Source organism: Streptomyces sp. NPDC001889 (genome assembly GCF_053594535.1).
The window spans coordinates 70,302-88,809 of sequence record NZ_JBSFER010000029.1 but is presented as its reverse complement, the minus strand read 5'-3'; the positions used below and the strand labels follow the sequence as shown (position 1 = coordinate 88,809).

The following is an 18,508-nucleotide window of genomic DNA, read 5'->3' as shown; positions in this document are numbered from 1 at the left end:
GGACTCATCCGGCGACCGGGGTGAACAGCCCCAGCCAGTACAGGACATTGAGCAGCACCCCGCCCGCGATCACCGCCGCCGGCGCCGCCGCCATCCGCACCACGGGCCGCCCCATCGCCTCATTGAGCAGATAGAGCCCGCCGACGACGAGAATGCCCAGCCCGCCGCCCATGGTGTCGGCCGCCAGCAGCGAACCGAAGAGAATCGCGAGCTGAAGGGTGTCCGTGATCGCGCCGCGCAGATACTCCGACGCGTCACGGACCGTGGGCAGCCGCCCCAGAACCCGCCCCACGGACGACAGGGCCAGCACCTCCACCACGAGGACGGCGGCACCCGCGAGCGCCGCGAGCACCGGGTTCGGCATCAGATAGCCGATCGGATAGACGAAGGTGAACCCCACGATGCCGTACGCCCCCGAGGCGAGCGCCGTCGTCGCGATCAGCGGCAGAAATCCGAAGGCACGGTAGAAATCGACCTGCGCGGCCTCCGTGCGCTCACCGTCGGCGATCAGGAAACCGGTCGCCTCACCGCCCCCGAACACCCCGCTCTGCGCCAGCACCGCGACCCCCGCGCCCAGCAGCGCGAAGAGCGGCAGATACCGCCGCAGCCGGGCCGCTCCGGCGCCGAAGAGAGAGGCCGTCAGATCCTCACCGGCGCTCACCTCGTCCCCCGTCCGCCCGGCGCGCCGCCGGGCGAGGTCCCGGGCCAGCGCCAAGGCGATCAGCAGCAGCACCCCGGCGGCCATCGCGAGCGCCCCGGCGAACATGTGCGGCCAGACCTTCATGGTCAGCACGGTCAGCGCGAGTTCGAGAACGGCCGCGAACCCGCCCCACCGCCGCCCGAACTGCTGGGTGACGGCCAGCACCGGGAAGAGCGCGAAGAGGAAGAGGATCGGCGTCGACATCTGCTGCATCGCCGTGAGGAAGTCGACGGGCAGATCGTGCGCCAGCTCGTTCGCGCCCCGGAGACCGAAGACGACCACCGCGCCCCACGCACCGCCCAGAAGCGGCGCGAGCCACTTCCGCGGCGCGAGCAGACCCAGCACATCGGTGGGGAGGAAGAGCAGCCAGGGGTTGAGCACTCCGGTGGAGAGGGCCAGGGGCGCGCCCAGACCGAAGACGAAGCCGGCGGAGAGGCCGAAGGCGACCGCGGTGGTGGCGGCCCGGGTGGCCCGGCCCTGGACGAAGTCGAGCAGGAAGGGGCGCACCCCGTCGTTGAAGACCGCGACGGCCAGATGCGAGACGAGCGCCGTCAGCGCGCAGAGGGCGATCACGGTGAGCTGCTGGGCCGGGGTGAAGTCGAGAGCGGGGCGGGCGGCGGCGAGAAGAGTCGTGGTCACGGGGTCACTCCTTCGTGCCCGGGAGGTGTCGCCGGTCTGCTGCGTCCTGCGTCCTGCCTTCTGCCTTCTGTCTCTTGGTGCTGCGTGCCGCGTGCTGCGTGTGCTGGGTGTGCTGCGTGCCGTGGGCCCGGGCCGCGTGCCGTGGGCCTTGTCCGGTCAGGCGCGGGCGGCGATGGCGCGGGCCACGGTGGGGGCGACCGCGCCGATCCGGTCGACCGAGAAGCCGAACACCTTCGTACCGCCCGCGAGCAGGGCGTTGACCTCCTCCTCCGAGGGCACGGAGCGTCCGAAGGTGTGGCAGGCACCCCGGCCCAGCAGCCCGACGAGCAGCCCGAGGGAGGCGCCGGCGCCGGTGTGACAGGTGCCCAGGTAGTAGTCCGCCCCGCCCGCGCGGAGCTTCGCCGCCGCGTCCAGATCGCTGGAGACGGTGACATCGATGCCATCGAGCGCGAGCGCCCGGACCGCGGCCGCGGTCTCGTCCTTGCCGATTCCACCGGTGAGGATTCTCATGGCCGGCTCTCCTTGGTCCCGTTGTGATGCCGCTGATGCCGCTGATGCCGCTGATGCCGCTGATGCCTTTGGTGCCGGGTGGGTCGGGTGGGTCGGGTCAGACGGTGGGCTGCCGGGCGAGCACGGCCAGATGGAGCCCGAGGAAGACGATCTCGGTCTCGGTCAGAGCGGCGCCGAGTTCCCGCCCGGCGCGGGCGGCGACCGTACGGGCCCGGGCCAGCGCCTCCGGATGGCCGGCCAGCTCCGCCGCCAGCCGCTCGCCGCCGGGCGCGGGCTCGGCCGGGACCCCGTCCAGCAGCCGGGTGAGAGCCATCATCAGATGGCTCGTCAGCATGCCCGCCGTCGCCTCCGTGACGGTTCTGCCCTCGTCCGCGAGCGCCCTCAGCTCGGCGCTGACGAAATCGGCCACCTCGGGCCGAATCCGGCCGTCCTCGCGGAAGAGTCGGATGCGCTCGGCGAGTTGGTCGTCCATGAGAACCTCCCAGCCCGGACAGTAAACAGGATTCCGGACACCCGGTCCGTGAGCGCCACAGGACCGGCGGGTCCCGCACACCGCCCGGGAACCCCGAGCCCCCGGGAACTGCATCCTTCGGCCTACCGCCGGGTACGACCAGAGCACGACGCGACCGGGCCGGGCGCGGGAGACCGTGGACCCATGAGGAACGACATCACTCTGACCGCCGGCTGGGTCACCGCGATCCAGGGCGCCCTCGGCGCGGGCGGCCGGCTCCTCGGCGACGGCCCCTGGGGGATGCTGGAGCGATGGTGGGACGTGCCCACCGCCGGCTACCTCGCGATCACGGCGGCGGGGCTGCTGGTGGCGTACGCCGGTGAAGCGGCGCGCAGGCGCGCCCGGGCCTGACACCGGCGGCCGGACCCCGGCGGGCGCCCGTGGTCTCAGGCGATGTGCTCCTGCTCCAGCTCCGCCTGGAAGCGCTCCCTGAAGGCGGGCATCGCCTGCCGCAGCAGCGCCAGGCTGTGCGGATGGGTGATGCCGTGGGCGTCCGCGAGATGTATGTCGAGATGCTCGGCCTTGGGGTAGTCGCCGAGTTCGTGCGCGAGCGAGACGAAGACCGGGTAGACGGTCTCGTAGAACTCCCGTTCGTCCTGGGCGGAGTGCTCGGGGGCGGCGGCGGGGGCGGGTACCCGCGCCGGTTCCGGGCGCAGCGCGGGGTCGGTGAGGTCGCGGGTGCGATCGCCCGTCCCGGTGGGGACCCGTACGGGGCCGTGCTCCCGCTCCCGCTCCCGCTCCGATTCCGGTTCCTGTTCCCGCCGGTCGTCCGGCCGCCGGTCATCGGTGTACGAGGGGTCGTAGCCGCCCTCGTACTCGTCCGGGTGCACCTGCGCCGCGAACCACGGGCTCCCCTCCGATCGGGGCTGCCGCGCGGGCTGGTCCACGTACTCCTGGTACTCCTGGTCGTACCGGAACTCCTCGTGCTCCTGCGGCCACTCCTCCTCCGGCCAGGCACTTCGCCGCCGCTCCCGCGCCGGGGGAAGCTGCGGCCGGCCGGACCGCTCGGCCCCGGACGGCTCCGGCGCCTCCCCGGCCTCCTGAGATCCCCGCGCCTCCTGAGCCCCCCGCGGCCCCTCCGCCTTGTGCAGCCGCACCGGCCCCTCCTCGGGGTCCCGGTACGCGCGCTGGGGCTCCAGCTCCGGCTGCGGCGGGGCGGGCGGCAGCAGCATCGGCTCCACCCCCGCCGCCGCGAGCCCCGCGGCGGCCGTCTCCGCCAGCGGCACCCCGTACTTCGCCAGCCGCAGCGGCATCAGCGACTCCACCGGAGCCTTCCGCCGCCACGCCCGTCCGTACCGGGCCTGAAGCCTCGCCTGATAGATCAGCCGGTCCTGCTCCAGCTTGATCACCTGCTCATAGCTGCGCAGCTCCCAGAGCTTCATCCGCCGCCACAGCTTGAAGGTCGGCACCGGGGACAGCAGCCAGCGCGTCAGCCGCACACCCTCCATGTGCTTGTCGGCCGTGATGTCCGCGATCCGGCCCACCGCGTGCCGCGCCGCCTCCACCGAGACCACGAACAGCACCGGGATCACCGCGTGCATCCCCACACCCAGCGGATCGGGCCAGGACGCGGCGCCGTTGAAGGCGATCGTGGCGATCGTGAGCAGCCACGCCGTCTGACGCAGCATCGGGAACGGGATGCGCATCCACGTCAGCAGCAGATCGAGGGCGAGCAGCACACAGATGCCCGCGTCGATGCCGATGGGGAAGACCACCGCGAAATCGCCGAAGCCCTTGCGCTCGGCGAGATCGCGCACGGCGGCGTACGAACCGGCGAAACCGATCCCGGCGATGACCACCGCGCCGGTGACCACGACCGAGATGAGTATCCGGTGGGTCCGTGTCAGCTGCATCGCGGCCACCCGCGACCCCCTCCCCTGACGGCTGAACGCGTGTTCGTTCCTTTTCGGCCAGGGGCAGGCTACTCGCCGACGGGGGTCACTTGTTGGCTGCGGTCACCGAAGAGGCCACCGCCTTGGCGGCGCCGGCGGCGTCCTTCGACAGACCGGAGACGGCCGGGGGCTTCGCTCCCGCGTAACCGGTGCCGTTGTAGGTCAGCGTGAAGACCGTGTTCTCGACCCGCGCCACCACCGTCACGTACGAGAAGTCCTCGCCGGTCTTGCGGAGTTCATAGGTCACGGCGGACGCGCGCTGGCCGACCCCGCTCACGGCCGCGGTCTTGACCTCCTTCGCCCCGGAGGTCGCCTGGGCCTTGGCGAGTTCCTTGGCGAAGCTGTCCTCGGCGCGCTTGGCGGCGCTGACCGCCAGCGCCTTGTCCGATTCGTAACGGAGGAAGGAGACATCCAGCCACCGGTACTGCGAGCCCTTGACGCCGTTGTCGTCCAGACCGTTCCAGGAGCAGCCGGCGCGGGTCATGGTGTCCGAGGACTTGCTCGGGGTGCCCGAGGCGGACTTGACCGACGGGACCAGGTCCTTGACCGTCTTCGACGGGATCGACTTGCAGGCGTCCGGCAGCTTCGCGAACTTCGCGGGCTCCACGGTCGGGGACTTCTTCACCTCGGGCGCGGCCGAGGCGGAGGCCGAGTCCTTGCCGCCGCCGCCCGTGTCACCGGAGGAGCTGGACTTGTCGGAGTCGCCGCCCGAGTCCGACGAGCAGCCGGCGACGACAAGCATCACCGGGACGGCTGCGCAGGCGAGTATGCGGGCGAGTCGCGGGGCTGTTCGGTGCATGGTTCCTTCGGTTTCGTTGGTCGTACGGTCTCCGGCCGGGGCTGGAACACGGCCACGGTACGCGGACCCGGCGCGCGAGTGGAGCACTCCCCGGGGCGGGAGCCGGTGGTCCGGGCACCCCGGGGAGCGGTCAGCCGCCGAACTTTCCGGCCAGGCTCCCGGCCAGGCCGCGGGCCTTGTCCTGGAGTTCCTTGCTGTCCGGGACCGTGGTGACGCGGCCGGCCTGCTCGGTGTAGACGACGGTGACGATGACGTTCGATGTGCGGAACGCCACGCTCACGGTGCGGCTGCGGGCGGTGGAGCCGGCGCCCGCGGAGCTGAGCTCGTCGTTGAGGAAGGCCGCGTCCCCGAGATCGTCGAGGATGCGCGGCGCCAGGTCGTCCGCGTCGCCTCCGGTGCCGGTCCCCGGGCTGCCGCCGCCGTCGGTGGCGCCCGGCGATCCGCCCGTGTCCGTGGCTGTGTCCGAGTCCGAGTCCGAGTCCGGGTCCGTGGCTGTGTCCGTGCCCGGGGCCGGCGCGCCCTGCGACGACTGCGCCCCCGGCTCCCCGGGCTCCCGCGACCCCTCCGCTCCCGGTGAGGGAGTGGTGACGGGGAGCGAGGCGGCGCTCTGCTTCTTGGCGAAGACCTCCTGGGCGCGGTCGCTGTCGCTGACGGCCGGGTCGTACGACACCACGCGCTCGAAGTCGAGCGAGAGGGTGTGCGAGGCGTCCGGGGCGGTGGCCCGCCAGCCGCAGCCGACCCGGCGATCGGTGTCGAAGGTGCTGGTCGGGGTGCCTCTGAGGATCTTCTGCTGCTGCTCGTCGGGGAGATCGACCGCACCGGGGAGCAGTTCCTTGAGCGTGGAGCGCCCGATGGAGCCGCAGGGTTCGAGCAGGGTGCGGTACTTCCCCGGCTGGGCGGCGGGCGCGGTGCCCTTGGCGTCCGTGGCCTCTCCCTCGTCGCCGGAGTCCCCGGTGCAGCCGGCCACCAGGACCGAGAGGAGCGCCGCCGCGAGAGCGGTGGCGTACGCCATGGGCATGGGGGTACGGGCCCCGCGTGCCCCACCGGCCGGGCTTGCCTCGCGGCGGGGGGCGCACGCCTTTCGCTGCACGGTCCCAGACTCCCTTCGAGCGGAAAAGCGGTTGCCGCGCGAAGGCGGCCGATGGACACAATGTCTATCGCACGCACTGCCGTGGGTGCCGGTCCGCTGGGTCTTTCGCGGGTATTGGCGCCGGTTTTGCGATTCATTGATTTTCGGAGCTTATCGGGGGAATCGGGGAAGTATGTCGTACGCAGAGGTGCCGGGGGAGCGGGTTCCGATCCGGATGTGGGCCGACCCGGCGACGGTCGAGGGGGTGGCGATGGAGCAGCTCCGCAATGTCTCCACGCTGCCCTGGATCAAGGGCCTGGCCGTGATGCCGGACGTCCATTACGGCAAGGGCGCGACGGCGGGCTGAACGCCCGCCCGTGCCCGCCGGCTCTCACCTTCGCGGGGCACGGGTTCCCGGCCTGAGCCTGTGGCGCCGGTTGAGGCATGAACTCACGGATCGCTGCAGTAGTGCTGCCGCGTCGGCCACTGTGGGCGAGGAGAGGAGCACGTGGTCCTCGGCCGGATTCCAGCGGCCGCCCCTTCTTCCCGGTTCCGGTGGCGAGATGGCCGTCAGCCTGGAGGAAGCCAAACATATAGGCATATCTCGGGTCCTGAAGATCCATGAAGGTCATACGGCAATGCTTGGGTGGAGCGGGGCTTCGAGGTGGGTGAAGAGCGGATTGTTACTCGAACTGGTGATCGTATGGGGATGTGCTTGCGCGCTTGCGCAGGCATGCCTCAGCCGGGTCACCTGGGGTGGTGACCCGGCTGCGTGATGGCCGTGCGCCGGCCGGGGTCAGGGAGTGCGGTGGACCTTGGTGTTGGAGGCCTGGGCGCGGGGGCGGAGGAGGAGCAGGTCGACGTTGACGTGGGGTGGGCGGGTGACGGCCCAGGTGATGGTGGAGGCGACGTCGTCGGCGGTCAGGGGTTCGGCGACGCCCGCGTAGACCTTGGCCGCCTTCTCGGTGTCGCCGTGGAAGCGGGTGGTGGCGAACTCCTCGGTCTTCACCATGCCGGGGGCGATCTCGATCACCCGGACCGGGGTGCCGACGATCTCCAGGCGGAGGGTCTCGGCGAGGACGTGGGAGCCGTGCTTGGCGGCGACATAGCCGGCGCCGCCCTCATAGGTGGCGTGACCCGCCGTGGAGGTGATGACGACCACGGTGCCGTCGCCGCTCCCGGTGAGGGCGGGGAGCAGGGCCTGGGTGGTGTGGAGGGTGCCGATGACGTTGACCTCGAACATCCGGCGCCAGTCCTCGGGGTCGCCGGTGGCGACCGGATCGGCGCCGAGGGCGCCGCCGGCGTTGTTGACGAGGACGTCGCAGCGGTCGAGACCGGCGGCGAAGGCGTCGACCGCGTCCCGGTCGGTCACATCGAGGGGGTGGGCGTCGGCCCGGTGGCCCGCGGCGGTCAGTTCGGCGGCGAGCGCGTCGATCCGGTCCTTGCGGCGGGCGGTGAGGATCACGTGGTACCCGGCTTCGGCCAACTGGCGTGCGGTGGCGGCTCCGATGCCGCTGCTGGCTCCGGTGACGACGGCGACGGGGGTACCGCTGGTCATGGACTGCTCCTCGCACGTGAGATCGACGACGCGGTCAGGATAGGCGGGTCGGGGGCTCCGGGGTGGGCCGGTCCGGAAGCCCGGCCGGAAGCGGGGCTGGAAGCCGGGCCGGGGGCCGGGCGCGCGGGTCAGCGGTCCCCGGGCGGTCGGCGCGCGGGTCAGCGGTCCCCGGGGTGACCACGGACAGGGCGGCCGAGCCCGCGAGCCCGTGGGTACGCGGGTACGCCGGCACGCGAACCCCCGCCACGGCCGCCGCGCGGTCCCCCCTCAGAGGCCCTCCGCCCATGCGATGTAGCCGTCGGGGCGGACCAGCAGCGCGCCGCGCCGGCCGGAGGCCCAGTGCGCCCTGACCGTGCCGGCGGGGGCGGGTGCCGAGGCGGGGGCCGCGCCCTCGGGGGCCACCAGCACAGGGGCGCCCGCGCGCAGCAGCGCGTGGAGCCGGCCCTCCGCGAGCCGCAGATCGGGGGCGCGCCTGCCGGTGAGCCAGTGGGCGCCGAGGGGCCGGCGGTAGGCGATCCCGATACCGGAGACCTGTCCGACGGCGCGGTTCCGGGCGGCCGGGACCGCGGTGAGGGCGAGTCCGGCGAGGGTGCGCAGTGCGCGCCGGCGCCGGGTGTGGGCCATGGCCAGCCGGAGTATTCCGCCGCTGGAGCGGAGCACCATCGCGCCGACGGGGTGGCGCTCGGCGTGGTAGCTGTCGAGGAGGGCCTCGGGGCGCGGGGTGCGGTCCCCGAGGACGGCGGCGAGTTTCCAGGAGAGGTTGGCCGCGTCCTGGAGGCCGGTGTTCATGCCCTGGCCGCCGGCGGGGGAGTGGACATGGGCTGCGTCGCCCGCGAGGAAGACCCGGCCGCTGCGGTAGCGGGGGACCTGGCGTTCGTCGCAGTGGAAGCGGGAGATCCAGCGGGCGTCGTGCATTCCGTGGTCCGAGCCGAGGGCGAGACGGGTGACGCGGCGCAGTTCCTCCAGGTCGACGGGGGCGCTGTCGGCGGCCTGGTGGCGGGGGTCCCAGCCCATGACGCGGTACCAGCCGTCGCCGAAGGGGACGATGAAGGCGATGGCGTCCCCGGTGCCGTCGGCTCTGATCAGGTCGTCGGGGGGTGTGGTGAGCCGGACGTCCGCGAGGGTCATGGAGCGGATCACGGCCTTGCCGGGGAAGGGGGTGCCGAGGGCGGTGCGGACCGTGCTGCGCACGCCGTCGGCGCCGACGGCGTAGCGGGCGCGGATCGTGCCGGTCCGGTCGCCTTCCCGGATGTGGGCGGTGACCTCGTCCGGGCTCTGGGTGAGGCCGGTCAGTTCCGTTCCGTACCGGAAGGTGGCGCCGGCGGCGCGGGCGCGCTGTTCGAGGAGCCGTTCCACTTCGTACTGCGGGGTGATGAGGACGAAGGGGAAGCGGGTCGGCAGTCCGGCCAGGTCGAAGCCGAGGCCGCCGAAGAAGCGGAGGCGGTCGATGCGTTTGCCCCGGGTGAGGAGTTCCGCGGCGAGGTCCCGGGTGTCGAGCAGTTCCAGGGTGCGGGCGTGGACGGCGAAGGCCCGGGTGAGGGTGCTCGCGGCGCGGGGGCGGCGTTCGATCACGGTGACGTCGATGCCCTGGGCCGCGAGATCCCCGGCGAGCAGTAATCCGGTGGGCCCGGCGCCGACGACGAGGGTCTCGGTGTGTTCGGTGGTGGTGGTGGTCTGCACGGCTGCCTCCTGGGTGCCCTGGGGGTGCGGACGCCTGCGCGCCGGCGCCCTGCGCCGGCGTCTGGGCCAACGGGTGTGGGCCAACGCTTGTGGGCAACCGTAGATTTCCGTTGAGGCTCCGTCAACATCCGTTGGCCTACAGTTGTTGGTATGACGAAAGAGCCCGCCGCGCCGCGCCGGTCCGATGCCACCAGAGCCGCGATCCTGGGCGCCGCCCGGGAGCGCTTCGCGGCCGACGGGTACGAGCGGGCGACCATTCGCGCCATCGCCCGTGACGCCGGGATCGACCCGTCGATGGTGATGCGCTACTACGGCAACAAGGAGGGGCTCTTCGCCGCCGCCTCCGACTTCGACCTCCGGCTCTCCGCTCTGGACGGGGTGCCGGCGGAGGGCATGGGCGCGGCGCTGGTCCGGCACTTCCTCGGCCGGTGGGAGGCGGAGGACGGTCTGCCCGCGCTGCTGCGGGCCAGCGCCACCCACGAGGTCGCCGCCGAGCGGGCGCGGCGGATGTTCGACGAGCAGCTCAGGCCGTTCGCCCTGCGGGTCTCCCCGCGCCCGGAGGAGGCGGCGGGGCGGGCCGCGCTGGTCTCCTCGCAGTTGATCGGGCTGGCCTTCAGCCGGTACGTGCTGCGGCTGGCGCCCGCTGTGGGGATGGCGCGGGAGGAGCTGGTCGGGTGGCTGGCCCCCACGGTCCAGCGGTATCTGACGGGGGACGCGCCCGAGGGGGAGTGACCGGGGAGTGGCCTCTGGCCCGGTCCCGCCCGGGCCCCGGTGTCACGCCGCCGTGCCGCCGAACTCCCTCACCGCCTCGGCGACGATCGCCTCCAGCCGGGCGTGGTGGGCGCCCCGCCAGTAGACGCGCTCGCACTCCGCGCACTGGGCGAACACGTCGTAGGTCCGCTGGGTGCCCTGCCGCAACTGGGCCCGCACGGCGTCCTTGCCGGCCTCGCGCAGCGGGCCGTTGCAGGCGGTGCAGCGGGTCCAGGGGGTGAGCGGGGGCGCGAAACGTCCCAGTACGTCGCGCAGTTGGTCGTCGGGGCGGTCGCTGTAGACGTACGCCCCGGCCCAGATCTCCCGGCGCCGCAGGAGGCCCCGGTCCCGTGAGAGCAGGACCCGCCGTTCGCGTGCGGAGAGCGCCGCCAGCGCCGGGTCGCCGATGTCCTCGCTCTCGTAGGCCGCGTCCACGCCCAGCAGGCGCAGGCGCCGGGCCAGGGTGCCGAGGTGGACGTCGAGGAGGAAGCGGAGGGGTGCGCCGGGGATGTGCTGGGGGCGCTGGACGGGGTGGACGCCGACGGTCTCGCCCGCGCGGGGGATGTGGGCGACCGTCACCTCCTCGCCGTCGACGAGGAGTCGGCCCGCCTCGGTGAGGGGGATGCCGAGGGATTCGATGGTGTGGCCGAGGGTGGAGGTGCCGTCGGTGAGGAGGGAGGTGGGGGTCTGGGGGTGGCGGTGTTCGGCGGGGATGAAGAGGTGGAGCTCGGGGGCGATGAGGAGGTGGATTTCCGGTCCGTTCACGGTGCCAGCATCCCACCGGGGCGGGTGCCTCCCGGCGGGGCTGGGAGACCCAGCCCGTCCGGCGTTCGAGGACGGACCCTGTGCCACGGGTGCCCCCGGCGACCCAGCCCGTCCGGCGATTGAGGACGGACCCCGTGCCCCAGGAGACCCGCACGGTGCGGGCCTCGGCCGGGGGCCGGCCCCCGAACCCCCGCGGACGCGGCAACCTCCCTAGGGCCAGACCAGGCAGTAGGGCTGGTGCCCCGCCTCGTGCAGCCGGAGGCTGAAGTCCTGCCACTCGTGGAGCAGCTGGTAGACGTTGTACGCGTCCCTCGGCCCGCCCCGGTCCGGCACCGTCGACCAGATGAAGGCCGCGGCCCCCACCGACTCCTCGCCGATGTCCCGCAGCGGGTCCACCACCGTCATCGGCAGCCGCACCACCGCGTAGTCCGGATGCAGCACCACCAGCTCCAGGGGCGGCACCTTGTTGAGGGGCAGGCCCTGGATGCCCATCAGCACCATCGCGGCTATGGTCTCCGGCTTGATCTTCGTGAAGAGGCCGCCCATGCCCAGCTCGTCCCCGCCCAGCTCCTCCGGGCGCATCGAGATCGGGACCCGCGCCGCCGTGGCCCCATTGGGCGCCCCGAAATACTTGTAGGTCACCCCCATGCGGGCGTTCCTGCCTCCCATGGCCTCCGCGTCCGCGTCGCCCCGTCGGTGCCTGCCCCGACGGGCAGGCTCAGGACCCAGGTCGTCGGTGCCCTCGCCCAGTCCGCCACCGCGATACATATCTCCACCCGACCACTCGCGGCCCCCGCCGCGCAACCCGATCATCGTGACAGTGACCTCCCCCGCGAACGCCTGGTGAAACACCTGTCCGCGAGGAACACCGTGGCCTCTGACACCATGGATTGCGTGAGCCTTCCCTGTGTCGACCCAGTTTCGCAGATGCGGGGAGGGTGACGCCGTTCCGTAATACGAGGAGATCACGCTCCCCGCTCACCCGTGGCCGAGATCATCCGCCCCGGCCGCCCGAACCCCGAATCGCAGATCAGGACCAAAGTGGCGTATTCATACGAAGCCCCAGTTTCGCAGGCGCTCTTCGACCGTGCGTCCGCAGTGACGCCCGGCGGCGTCAACTCACCCGTGCGGGCCTTCAGGGCCGTGGGCGGCACGCCCCGGTTCATGGTGTCCGGCACCGGCCCGTACCTCACCGACGCGGACGGACGCGAATACGTCGACCTCGTCTGCTCGTGGGGACCGATGATTCTCGGCCACTCCCACCCGGCTGTTCTGGAGGCCGTGCACGCCGCCGTCGCACGCGGCACCTCCTTCGGTACGCCCGGTGAGGGCGAGGTCGCCCTCGCCGAGGAGATCGTGGCCCGGGTCGCCCCCGTCGAGCAGGTGCGGCTGGTCTCCAGCGGCACCGAGGCGACGATGTCGGCGATCCGGCTCGCCCGGGGCTTCACCGGCCGGGCCAAGGTCGTGAAGTTCGCCGGCTGCTACCACGGCCATGTGGACGCCCTGCTCGCCGCCGCCGGCTCCGGTGTGGCGACGTTCGGGCTGCCCGACACCCCCGGGGTCACCGGCGCCCAGGCGGGTGAGACGGTCGTGCTGCCCTACAACGACCTCGAAGCCGTGCGCGCCGCCTTCGCCGCCCACCCGGGCGAGATCGCCTGTGTGATCACCGAGGCCTCGCCCGGCAACATGGGCGTGGTCCCTCCGCTGCCCGGTTTCAACCAGGGGCTGAAGGACCTCTGCCGCGAGCACGGCGCGCTCTACATCTCCGACGAGGTGATGACCGGCTTCCGCACCAGCCGGGCGGGCTGGTTCGGTGTCGACGGCGTCGAGCCCGATCTGATGACCTTCGGCAAGGTCATGGGCGGCGGCTTCCCGGCCGCCGCGTTCGGCGGACGCCGGGACGTGATGGAGCGGCTCGCCCCGGCCGGGCCCGTCTACCAGGCGGGCACCCTCTCCGGGAACCCGGTCGCCACCGCCGCCGGTCTCGCTCAGCTGCGGCTGCTGGACGACGCCGCGTACCGGCGGCTCGACGCGGTCTCCACCGAGATCCAGGGCCTGGTCACCGCCGCCCTCACCCAGCAGGGCGTGGCACACCGGCTCCAGACGGCGAGCACGATGTTCTCGGTCTTCTTCACCCCGGACGCCGTCACCGACTACGAGGGGGCGCGGCGCCAGGAGGCGTACCGCTTCAACGCCTTCTTCCACTCGATGCTGGCGCAGGGCGTCTATCTCCCGCCGTCCGCCTTCGAGTCCTGGTTCGTCTCCACCGCGCACGACTCCCGGGCGGTGGAGCGGATCGCCGCCGCGCTGCCCTCGGCCGCCCGCGCCGCCGCGGAGGCCACGGCATGAGCACGAGCGCCGACACCACCAGGACCGTGGTCCACCTGGTGCGCCACGGCGAGGTCCACAACCCCGACGGTGTGCTCTACGGGCGACGGGCGGGCTACCACCTCTCCGGGCTCGGCCGGGAGATGGCCGACCGGGTCGCCGAGCACTTCTCGGACCGGGACATCGTCCAGGTCGTCGCCTCCCCGCTGGAGCGCGCCCAGGAGACCGCCGCCCCCGTCGCCAAGGGCCACGGTCTCGGCCTCGGCACCGACGACCGGCTGATCGAGGCGGGCAATGTCTTCGAGGGCAAGACCTTCGGCGTCGGCGACGGGGCCCTGCGCAGGCCGGGGAACTGGCGGCATCTGACCAATCCGTTCCGCCCGTCCTGGGGGGAGCCGTACATCGACCAGGTCGTCCGGATGATGGGCGCGCTCAACTCGGCGCGCGACGCCGCCCGGGGGCACGAGGCCGTGCTGGTCAGCCATCAGCTGCCGATCTGGATCGTCCGCAGCTTCATCGAGCGGCGGCGGCTGTGGCACGACCCGCGCCGCCGGCAGTGCACGCTGGCGTCGCTGACCTCGTTCACCTACGAGGGCGACCGCGTCGTCTCGGTGGGGTACTCGGAGCCCGCGCTCGATCTCGTACCCCCGCATCTGCGGGCCGGCGCCAAGCCGGTGAAGGGGAAATCGAAGGCGTTCGGCGCATAACCCGGCGGGTGCGGGAATTGCCGGGGAAGAGCGCGCGGACAGCGTGGTGACAAGGGGCCGCGGGACGCCGGGAAATGGGCGTCCCGCGCCCCCTGCCGCATGTTCGGGGCCCGCCTCCCGCCCGTTGTGCGGCCGGATTCCTTAAGGCGGCTTGACAACAGGCGTAAGAGGGGTCATACGGGCAGCGAGGGGGGCGCGGAAGATCGCCGGAACCGTCATGCGAAACTTTTCACATGAGCCTGAGCCGTGCACCTCGTGCTGCCCTGCTGACCGCCGTGACCGTGGCCGGCGGGCTCGTCCTGTCCGCCTGCGGCCAGGACTCCGGCAAGGGCGGAAACAACATCAACTTCGTCACGGACACCGGAGGCATCGCCACCGTCGCGAAGGGTGAGCGCAAGGCCACCGGCACGATCGCCGGCGAGACCCTGGAGGGAAAGCGGCTCGATGTCGCCGACCTCAAGGGCAAGATCGTCGTCATCAATGTCTGGGGTTCGTGGTGCGGTCCGTGCCGCGCCGAGGCAAAGCATTTCGACAAGGTGTCCGAGGAGCTGAAGCCGAAGGGCGTCGAGTTCGTCGGGATCAACACCAGAGACCACAACAAAGGCTCGGCGGTTGCCTTCGAGAAGGAATACGAAGTCAGCTACCCCAGTCTGTACGACCCCGCGGGCAAGTTGATCATCAATGGCTTCCCCCGGGGAACCCTGGCGCCGCAGGCCATTCCCTCCACGGTCGTCCTCGACCGGGACGGAAAGATCGCGGCCCGTTCACTCGCGGAACTGAGCGAGAAGCAGCTCCGCAAGATGATCGACCCCTTGATCGCGGAGAAGTGATCCGGTGAGCACCGCACAGACCGTGGCCGAGTTCGCCGCGTCGCGTCCGCCCGTGCCCACCGGCTCCGACTGGACCGTGCTGGCGGCGGGCGTCAATGAGACCGTCCTCGGCGGGGCGCTGGCGCTGGCGCTGCCGATCGCCGTCCTCGGCGGGCTCGTCTCCTTCTTCTCCCCCTGTGTGCTGCCGCTGGTCCCCGGCTATCTCTCCTATGTCACCGGTGTCTCCGGCACCGATCTGGCGGAGGCCAGGCGCGGCCGGATGGTGGCCGGCGCCTCGCTCTTCGTGCTCGGCTTCACCGCCGTGTTCGTGTCGGGCGGCGCGCTCTTCGGCCACTTCGGCCTCAGCCTCCAGGACCACCAGGCGACCCTCTCGAAGATCCTCGGCGTGCTGATGCTGCTGCTCGGGGCGTTCTTCATGGGGGCGATGCCCTGGCTGACCCAGCGTGAGTTCCGCTTCCGGAAGAGGCCGGCGACCGGGCTGCTCGGCGCGCCGCTGCTGGGCGCGCTCTTCGGCATCGGCTGGACCCCCTGTATCGGCCCGACGCTCGCGGCCGTGCAGATCCTGGCGATGGAGCAGGGCAGCGCGGGCCGGGGGGCCATACTGACCGTCGCGTACTGCCTCGGTCTCGGAGTGCCCTTCGTGCTCGCCGCCGTGGCCTTCCGCAAGGCGCTGGGCGCCTTCGGCTGGGTCAAGCGGCACTACGTCTGGGTGATGCGGATCGGCGGCATCATGATGATCGTGACCGGGCTGCTGCTGCTGACCGGGGTCTGGGACTCGATGGTGGCGCAGATGCAGACCTGGTCCAACGGCTTCACGGTGGGGATCTGACACCCATGGGCAAGGGCACGACCGAGAGCACCAGCACCAGCACCAGCGACAAGGGCAAGAGCGGGGCCGTGAGCGACAGCACAACGGAGACCGGCAGCGGGACCGGGGACGGAACCACGGCCGGGGACGGGACCACGGCCGGGAGCGAGCAGGAGCGCGCGGCCGAGCGGAGCCGGGAGACGGCCGCCGGGGCGCGGCTCTCCACCGCCCCCCGGGAGGAGACCTCCCAGGAGGAGCCGGCCGGCGGCCCCACCCTCGGTCTCGTGGGCTGGGCGCGCTGGTTCTGGCGGCAGCTCACCTCCATGCGGGTCGCGCTGATCCTGCTGCTGCTGCTCTCCCTCGCCTCGATCCCCGGTTCGCTGATCCCGCAGAACAGCGTCGACGACCTCAAGGTGCAGACCTGGCAGGAGAACAACGAGACCCTGACCCCGGTCTTCGAGGCGCTCCAGCTCTTCGACGTCTACAGCTCGGTCTGGTTCTCGGCGATCTACATCCTGCTGTTCGTCTCCCTCATCGGCTGTATCGTCCCGCGGACCTGGCAGTTCGTGGGCCAGCTCCGCAGCCGTCCGCCGGGCGCCCCGGGGCGGCTCGACCGGATGCCCGCGTACACCACCTGGCGCACCGACGCCGAGCCCGAGCAGGTGCGTGAGCTGGCGCTCGGGATACTGGGGCGCGGCCGGTTCCGGGCGCACACGGTCGGCAACGCGGTCGCCGCCGAGAAGGGGTACCTCCGGGAGGCCGGGAACCTGGTCTTCCATGTCTCGCTGATCGTGATGCTGGTGGCCTTCGCCGCCGGCCAGCTCTTCAAGTCCGAGGGCGGCAAGCTGATCGTCGAGGGCGGCGGGTTCTCCAACAGCCTCACGCACTACGACGACTTCCGGTCCGGCTCGCTCCACGACATCGACGACCTGGTGCCGTTCTCCTTCATGCTGGACGAGTTCACCGGTACGTACGAGAAGACCGGGCCGCAGCGCGGCACCCCCCGCACCTACGAGGCCGCGGTCACCTGGTCCGAGCCGGGCGGCCAGGACAAGAAGGCCACGATCGAGGTCAACCGGCCGCTGGTGGTCGACGGCACCAAGGTCTATCTGCTGGCCCACGGGTACGCCCCGGTGGTCACGGTCCGGGACGGCCGGGGCAAGGTCGTCTTCAGCGGCGCCACCCCGCTGCTGCCGGCGGACTCCAATGTCACCTCCACCGGTGCGATCAAGGTGATGGACGGCTACCGCGACAAGAACGGCAAGAAGACCCAGCTGGGCTTCAGCGCCTTCTTCGTCCCCACCTTCGCCGGCCACGGCGCGGGCACGATGTTCTCCACCTTCCCCGCCCTGGACAATCCGGTGCTCGCGCTGACCGGCTTCATCGGCGATCTGCGGGTCAACTCCGGACTGCCGCAGAACGTGTACCAGCTCGACACGAGCAAGATGAAGCAGTTCACGGACGAGAAGGGCGAGAAGCTCGCCGAGCGGCTGCTGCCCGGCGAGACCATGAAGCTCCCGGACGGCGCCGGCTCCATCACCTTCGAGAAGGAGGTCAAGGAGTGGGCGAGCTTCCAGATCTCCCAGTCGCCCGGCAACGGCTGGGCGCTGGGCGGCGCGGTCGCCGCCATCGCGGGCCTGGTCGGCTCGCTCTTCATCCAGCGCCGCCGGGTCTGGGTGCGGGCCGTGCGCGGCGCCGACGGGGTGACGGTGGTCGAGATGGCGGGCCTCGGCCGCAGCGAGTCGCCGAAGCTGCCGGAGGAGCTGGCCGGACTGGCCGCCGCCCTCCACGAACGGGCGCCGACCGCGCCCGTACCACCGAACGACTCCGACGATCGAAGCGATGCCGTGGAAGTTTCTGCCGAAGGGGCTGACAAGTGAGTCTCGCCGCCGCAACCAACGAGAACCTCGCCCAGATCAGCAACACACTGATCTACTCCGCGATGGCCGTCTACACCCTGGCGTTCCTGGCGCACATCGCCGAGTGGGTCTTCGGCAGCCGCAGCAAGGTGGGCCGTACCGCCGCCGCGCTGACCGCCCCGGCGTCCGCCCCCGCCGTCCAGGTGCGCGGCAAGGAGGCCGGGAAGGAGGGCGGCACGGCCGTCCTCGACAAGCCGAGGGTCGTCACCCGCTCCGCGCCCGGCACCCGTGATGTCCCGGACGGGCCCGGCGCCGCCGGCGGCACGTTCAAGGGCGATCTGTACGGGCGGATCGCGATCGCGCTCACCGTGCTGGCGTTCGCCATCCAGGCGGGGGGTGTCGCGACCCGCGCGATGTCGGTGCAGCGCGCCCCCTGGGGCAACATGTACGAGTTCTCCATCACCTTCTCCACGGTGCTGGTCGGCGCGTACCTGGGCTTCCTGGCCGCGGGGAAGAACGTCCGCTGGCTGGGGCTGCCGCTGGTCGGCACCGTACTGATCGACCTCGGTATCGCCACCACCTGGCTCTACACCGCGAGCGACCAGCTGGTCCCGGCGCTGGACTCCTACTGGCTCTGGATTCATGTCTCCACCGCGATCTTCTGCGGCGCGGTGTTCTACCTCGGCGCGGTCGGCACGGTGCTGTACCTCTTCCGGGACTCCTACGAGAAGAAGCTGGCGCGCGGCGGCAAGCCCGGCGCCTTCACCGCCTCGGTCCTGGACCGGCTGCCGTCGGCGGCCTCCCTGGACAAGTTCGCGTACCGCGTCAACGCGGCGATCTTCCCGCTGTGGACGTTCACGATCATCGCGGGCGCGATCTGGGCGGGCGACGCCTGGGGCCGGTACTGGGGCTGGGACCCCAAGGAGGTCTGGTCCTTCATCACCTGGGTGGCGTACGCCTGCTATCTGCACGCCCGCGCGACCGCCGGGTGGAAGGGCCGCAAGGCGGCGGTGCTGGCGCTGATCGCCTTCGCCTGCTGGCTGTTCAACTACTACGGCGTGAACATCTTCGTGGACGGTCTGCACTCCTACGCGTGACCGCGT

Annotated in this window: 18 protein-coding genes and 1 pseudogene; 9 read left to right on the top strand and 10 right to left on the bottom strand. The window is 71.9% G+C overall.

Going from position 1 to position 18,508, the window contains the following annotated elements; all coding sequences use genetic code 11:
- Nucleotides 1-4: 4 nt before the first annotated feature.
- From ACWCRA_RS29975 to ACWCRA_RS29965, 3 genes are all read right to left on the bottom strand, one after another.
- The gene (locus tag ACWCRA_RS29975; RefSeq protein ID WP_351547220.1) at nt 5-1,339 is read right to left on the bottom strand and encodes a YhfT family protein; all 1,335 of its coding nucleotides are present in this window, start codon (nt 1,337-1,339) and stop codon (nt 5-7) included.
- 156 nt (nt 1,340-1,495) lie between these two features.
- A complete protein-coding gene (locus tag ACWCRA_RS29970) occupies nt 1,496-1,849 on the bottom strand; it encodes a DUF2620 family protein (RefSeq protein WP_351547223.1) in 354 nt (117 codons plus the stop codon).
- A gap of 97 nt (nt 1,850-1,946) precedes the next feature.
- Nucleotides 1,947-2,321, bottom strand: a complete 375-nt coding sequence (locus tag ACWCRA_RS29965) for a transcriptional antiterminator (RefSeq protein WP_351547226.1) — start codon at nt 2,319-2,321, stop codon at nt 1,947-1,949.
- Between the two features lie 183 nt (nt 2,322-2,504).
- Between ACWCRA_RS29965 and ACWCRA_RS29960 the strand changes: the two genes are divergently transcribed.
- Entirely contained in the window at nt 2,505-2,711 is a 207-nt protein-coding gene (locus ACWCRA_RS29960) for a hypothetical protein (protein ID WP_351547229.1), read from the top strand.
- Between the two features lie 35 nt (nt 2,712-2,746).
- Here ACWCRA_RS29960 and ACWCRA_RS29955 read toward each other — a convergent pair whose 3' ends face one another.
- From ACWCRA_RS29955 to ACWCRA_RS29945, 3 genes are all read right to left on the bottom strand, one after another.
- Nucleotides 2,747-4,222: a DUF2637 domain-containing protein gene (locus tag ACWCRA_RS29955; protein ID WP_451069081.1), complete on the bottom strand. Its 1,476-nt coding sequence runs from the start codon at nt 4,220-4,222 to the stop codon at nt 2,747-2,749.
- Between the two features lie 76 nt (nt 4,223-4,298).
- A complete protein-coding gene (locus ACWCRA_RS29950; RefSeq protein WP_351547234.1) occupies nt 4,299-5,051 on the bottom strand; it encodes a DUF3558 domain-containing protein in 753 nt (250 codons plus the stop codon).
- Nucleotides 5,052-5,181: 130 nt separating this feature from the next.
- Nucleotides 5,182-6,063 carry a DUF3558 domain-containing protein gene (locus ACWCRA_RS29945; RefSeq protein WP_451069080.1) on the bottom strand — a complete coding sequence of 294 codons (882 nt, stop codon included), beginning with the start codon at nt 6,061-6,063 and terminating at the stop codon, nt 5,182-5,184.
- 250 nt (nt 6,064-6,313) lie between these two features.
- Between ACWCRA_RS29945 and ACWCRA_RS29940 the strand changes: the two are divergent.
- Nucleotides 6,314-6,484: pseudogene (locus ACWCRA_RS29940) on the top strand (RtcB family protein); the annotation flags it as partial.
- A 432-nt stretch (nt 6,485-6,916) separates the two neighbouring features.
- Here the strand turns inward: ACWCRA_RS29940 and ACWCRA_RS29935 are convergent.
- Both ACWCRA_RS29935 and ACWCRA_RS29930 read right to left on the bottom strand, forming a co-directional pair.
- On the bottom strand, nt 6,917-7,678 hold the full coding sequence (locus ACWCRA_RS29935; protein WP_351547243.1) for an SDR family oxidoreductase: 762 nt from the start codon (nt 7,676-7,678) through the stop codon (nt 6,917-6,919).
- Nucleotides 7,679-7,945: 267 nt separating this feature from the next.
- Nucleotides 7,946-9,358, bottom strand: coding sequence for an FAD-dependent monooxygenase (locus ACWCRA_RS29930; RefSeq protein ID WP_451069079.1), 1,413 nt, complete (start codon nt 9,356-9,358; stop codon nt 7,946-7,948).
- 150 nt (nt 9,359-9,508) lie between these two features.
- Here ACWCRA_RS29930 and ACWCRA_RS29925 point away from each other — a divergent pair, with 150 nt between their 5' ends.
- On the top strand, nt 9,509-10,090 hold the full coding sequence (locus ACWCRA_RS29925) for a TetR/AcrR family transcriptional regulator (RefSeq protein ID WP_351547247.1): 582 nt from the start codon (nt 9,509-9,511) through the stop codon (nt 10,088-10,090).
- A 42-nt stretch (nt 10,091-10,132) separates the two neighbouring features.
- Here ACWCRA_RS29925 and ACWCRA_RS29920 read toward each other — a convergent pair whose 3' ends face one another.
- Nucleotides 10,133-10,873, bottom strand: a complete 741-nt coding sequence (locus ACWCRA_RS29920; RefSeq protein ID WP_451069078.1) for a Mut7-C RNAse domain-containing protein — start codon at nt 10,871-10,873, stop codon at nt 10,133-10,135.
- Nucleotides 10,874-11,083: 210 nt separating this feature from the next.
- Nucleotides 11,084-11,641: a hypothetical protein gene (locus tag ACWCRA_RS29915; RefSeq protein ID WP_351547252.1), complete on the bottom strand. Its 558-nt coding sequence runs from the start codon at nt 11,639-11,641 to the stop codon at nt 11,084-11,086.
- Nucleotides 11,642-11,914: 273 nt separating this feature from the next.
- Between ACWCRA_RS29915 and hemL the strand changes: the two genes are divergently transcribed.
- The 6 genes from hemL (at nt 11,915) to ccsB (ending at nt 18,502) form a co-directional block, all read left to right on the top strand.
- Nucleotides 11,915-13,222 carry a glutamate-1-semialdehyde 2,1-aminomutase gene (gene hemL, locus ACWCRA_RS29910; protein WP_351547255.1) on the top strand — a complete coding sequence of 436 codons (1,308 nt, stop codon included), beginning with the start codon at nt 11,915-11,917 and terminating at the stop codon, nt 13,220-13,222.
- The gene (locus tag ACWCRA_RS29905) at nt 13,219-13,908 is read left to right on the top strand and encodes a histidine phosphatase family protein (RefSeq protein ID WP_451069077.1); all 690 of its coding nucleotides are present in this window, start codon (nt 13,219-13,221) and stop codon (nt 13,906-13,908) included. Before hemL ends, ACWCRA_RS29905 begins: the two co-directional genes overlap by 4 nt.
- A 233-nt stretch (nt 13,909-14,141) precedes the next feature.
- Nucleotides 14,142-14,738, top strand: a complete 597-nt coding sequence (locus ACWCRA_RS29900; RefSeq protein WP_351547260.1) for a TlpA family protein disulfide reductase — start codon at nt 14,142-14,144, stop codon at nt 14,736-14,738.
- A 52-nt stretch (nt 14,739-14,790) separates the two neighbouring features.
- The gene (locus ACWCRA_RS29895; RefSeq protein ID WP_451069089.1) at nt 14,791-15,567 is read left to right on the top strand and encodes a cytochrome c biogenesis CcdA family protein; all 777 of its coding nucleotides are present in this window, start codon (nt 14,791-14,793) and stop codon (nt 15,565-15,567) included.
- Between the two features lie 5 nt (nt 15,568-15,572).
- A complete protein-coding gene (gene resB / locus ACWCRA_RS29890; protein WP_451069076.1) occupies nt 15,573-17,426 on the top strand; it encodes a cytochrome c biogenesis protein ResB in 1,854 nt (617 codons plus the stop codon).
- Nucleotides 17,423-18,502, top strand: a complete 1,080-nt coding sequence (ccsB, locus tag ACWCRA_RS29885) for a c-type cytochrome biogenesis protein CcsB (RefSeq protein ID WP_351547266.1) — start codon at nt 17,423-17,425, stop codon at nt 18,500-18,502. The genes resB and ccsB overlap by 4 nt, the downstream gene beginning before the upstream one ends.
- Nucleotides 18,503-18,508: the final 6 nt, after the last annotated feature.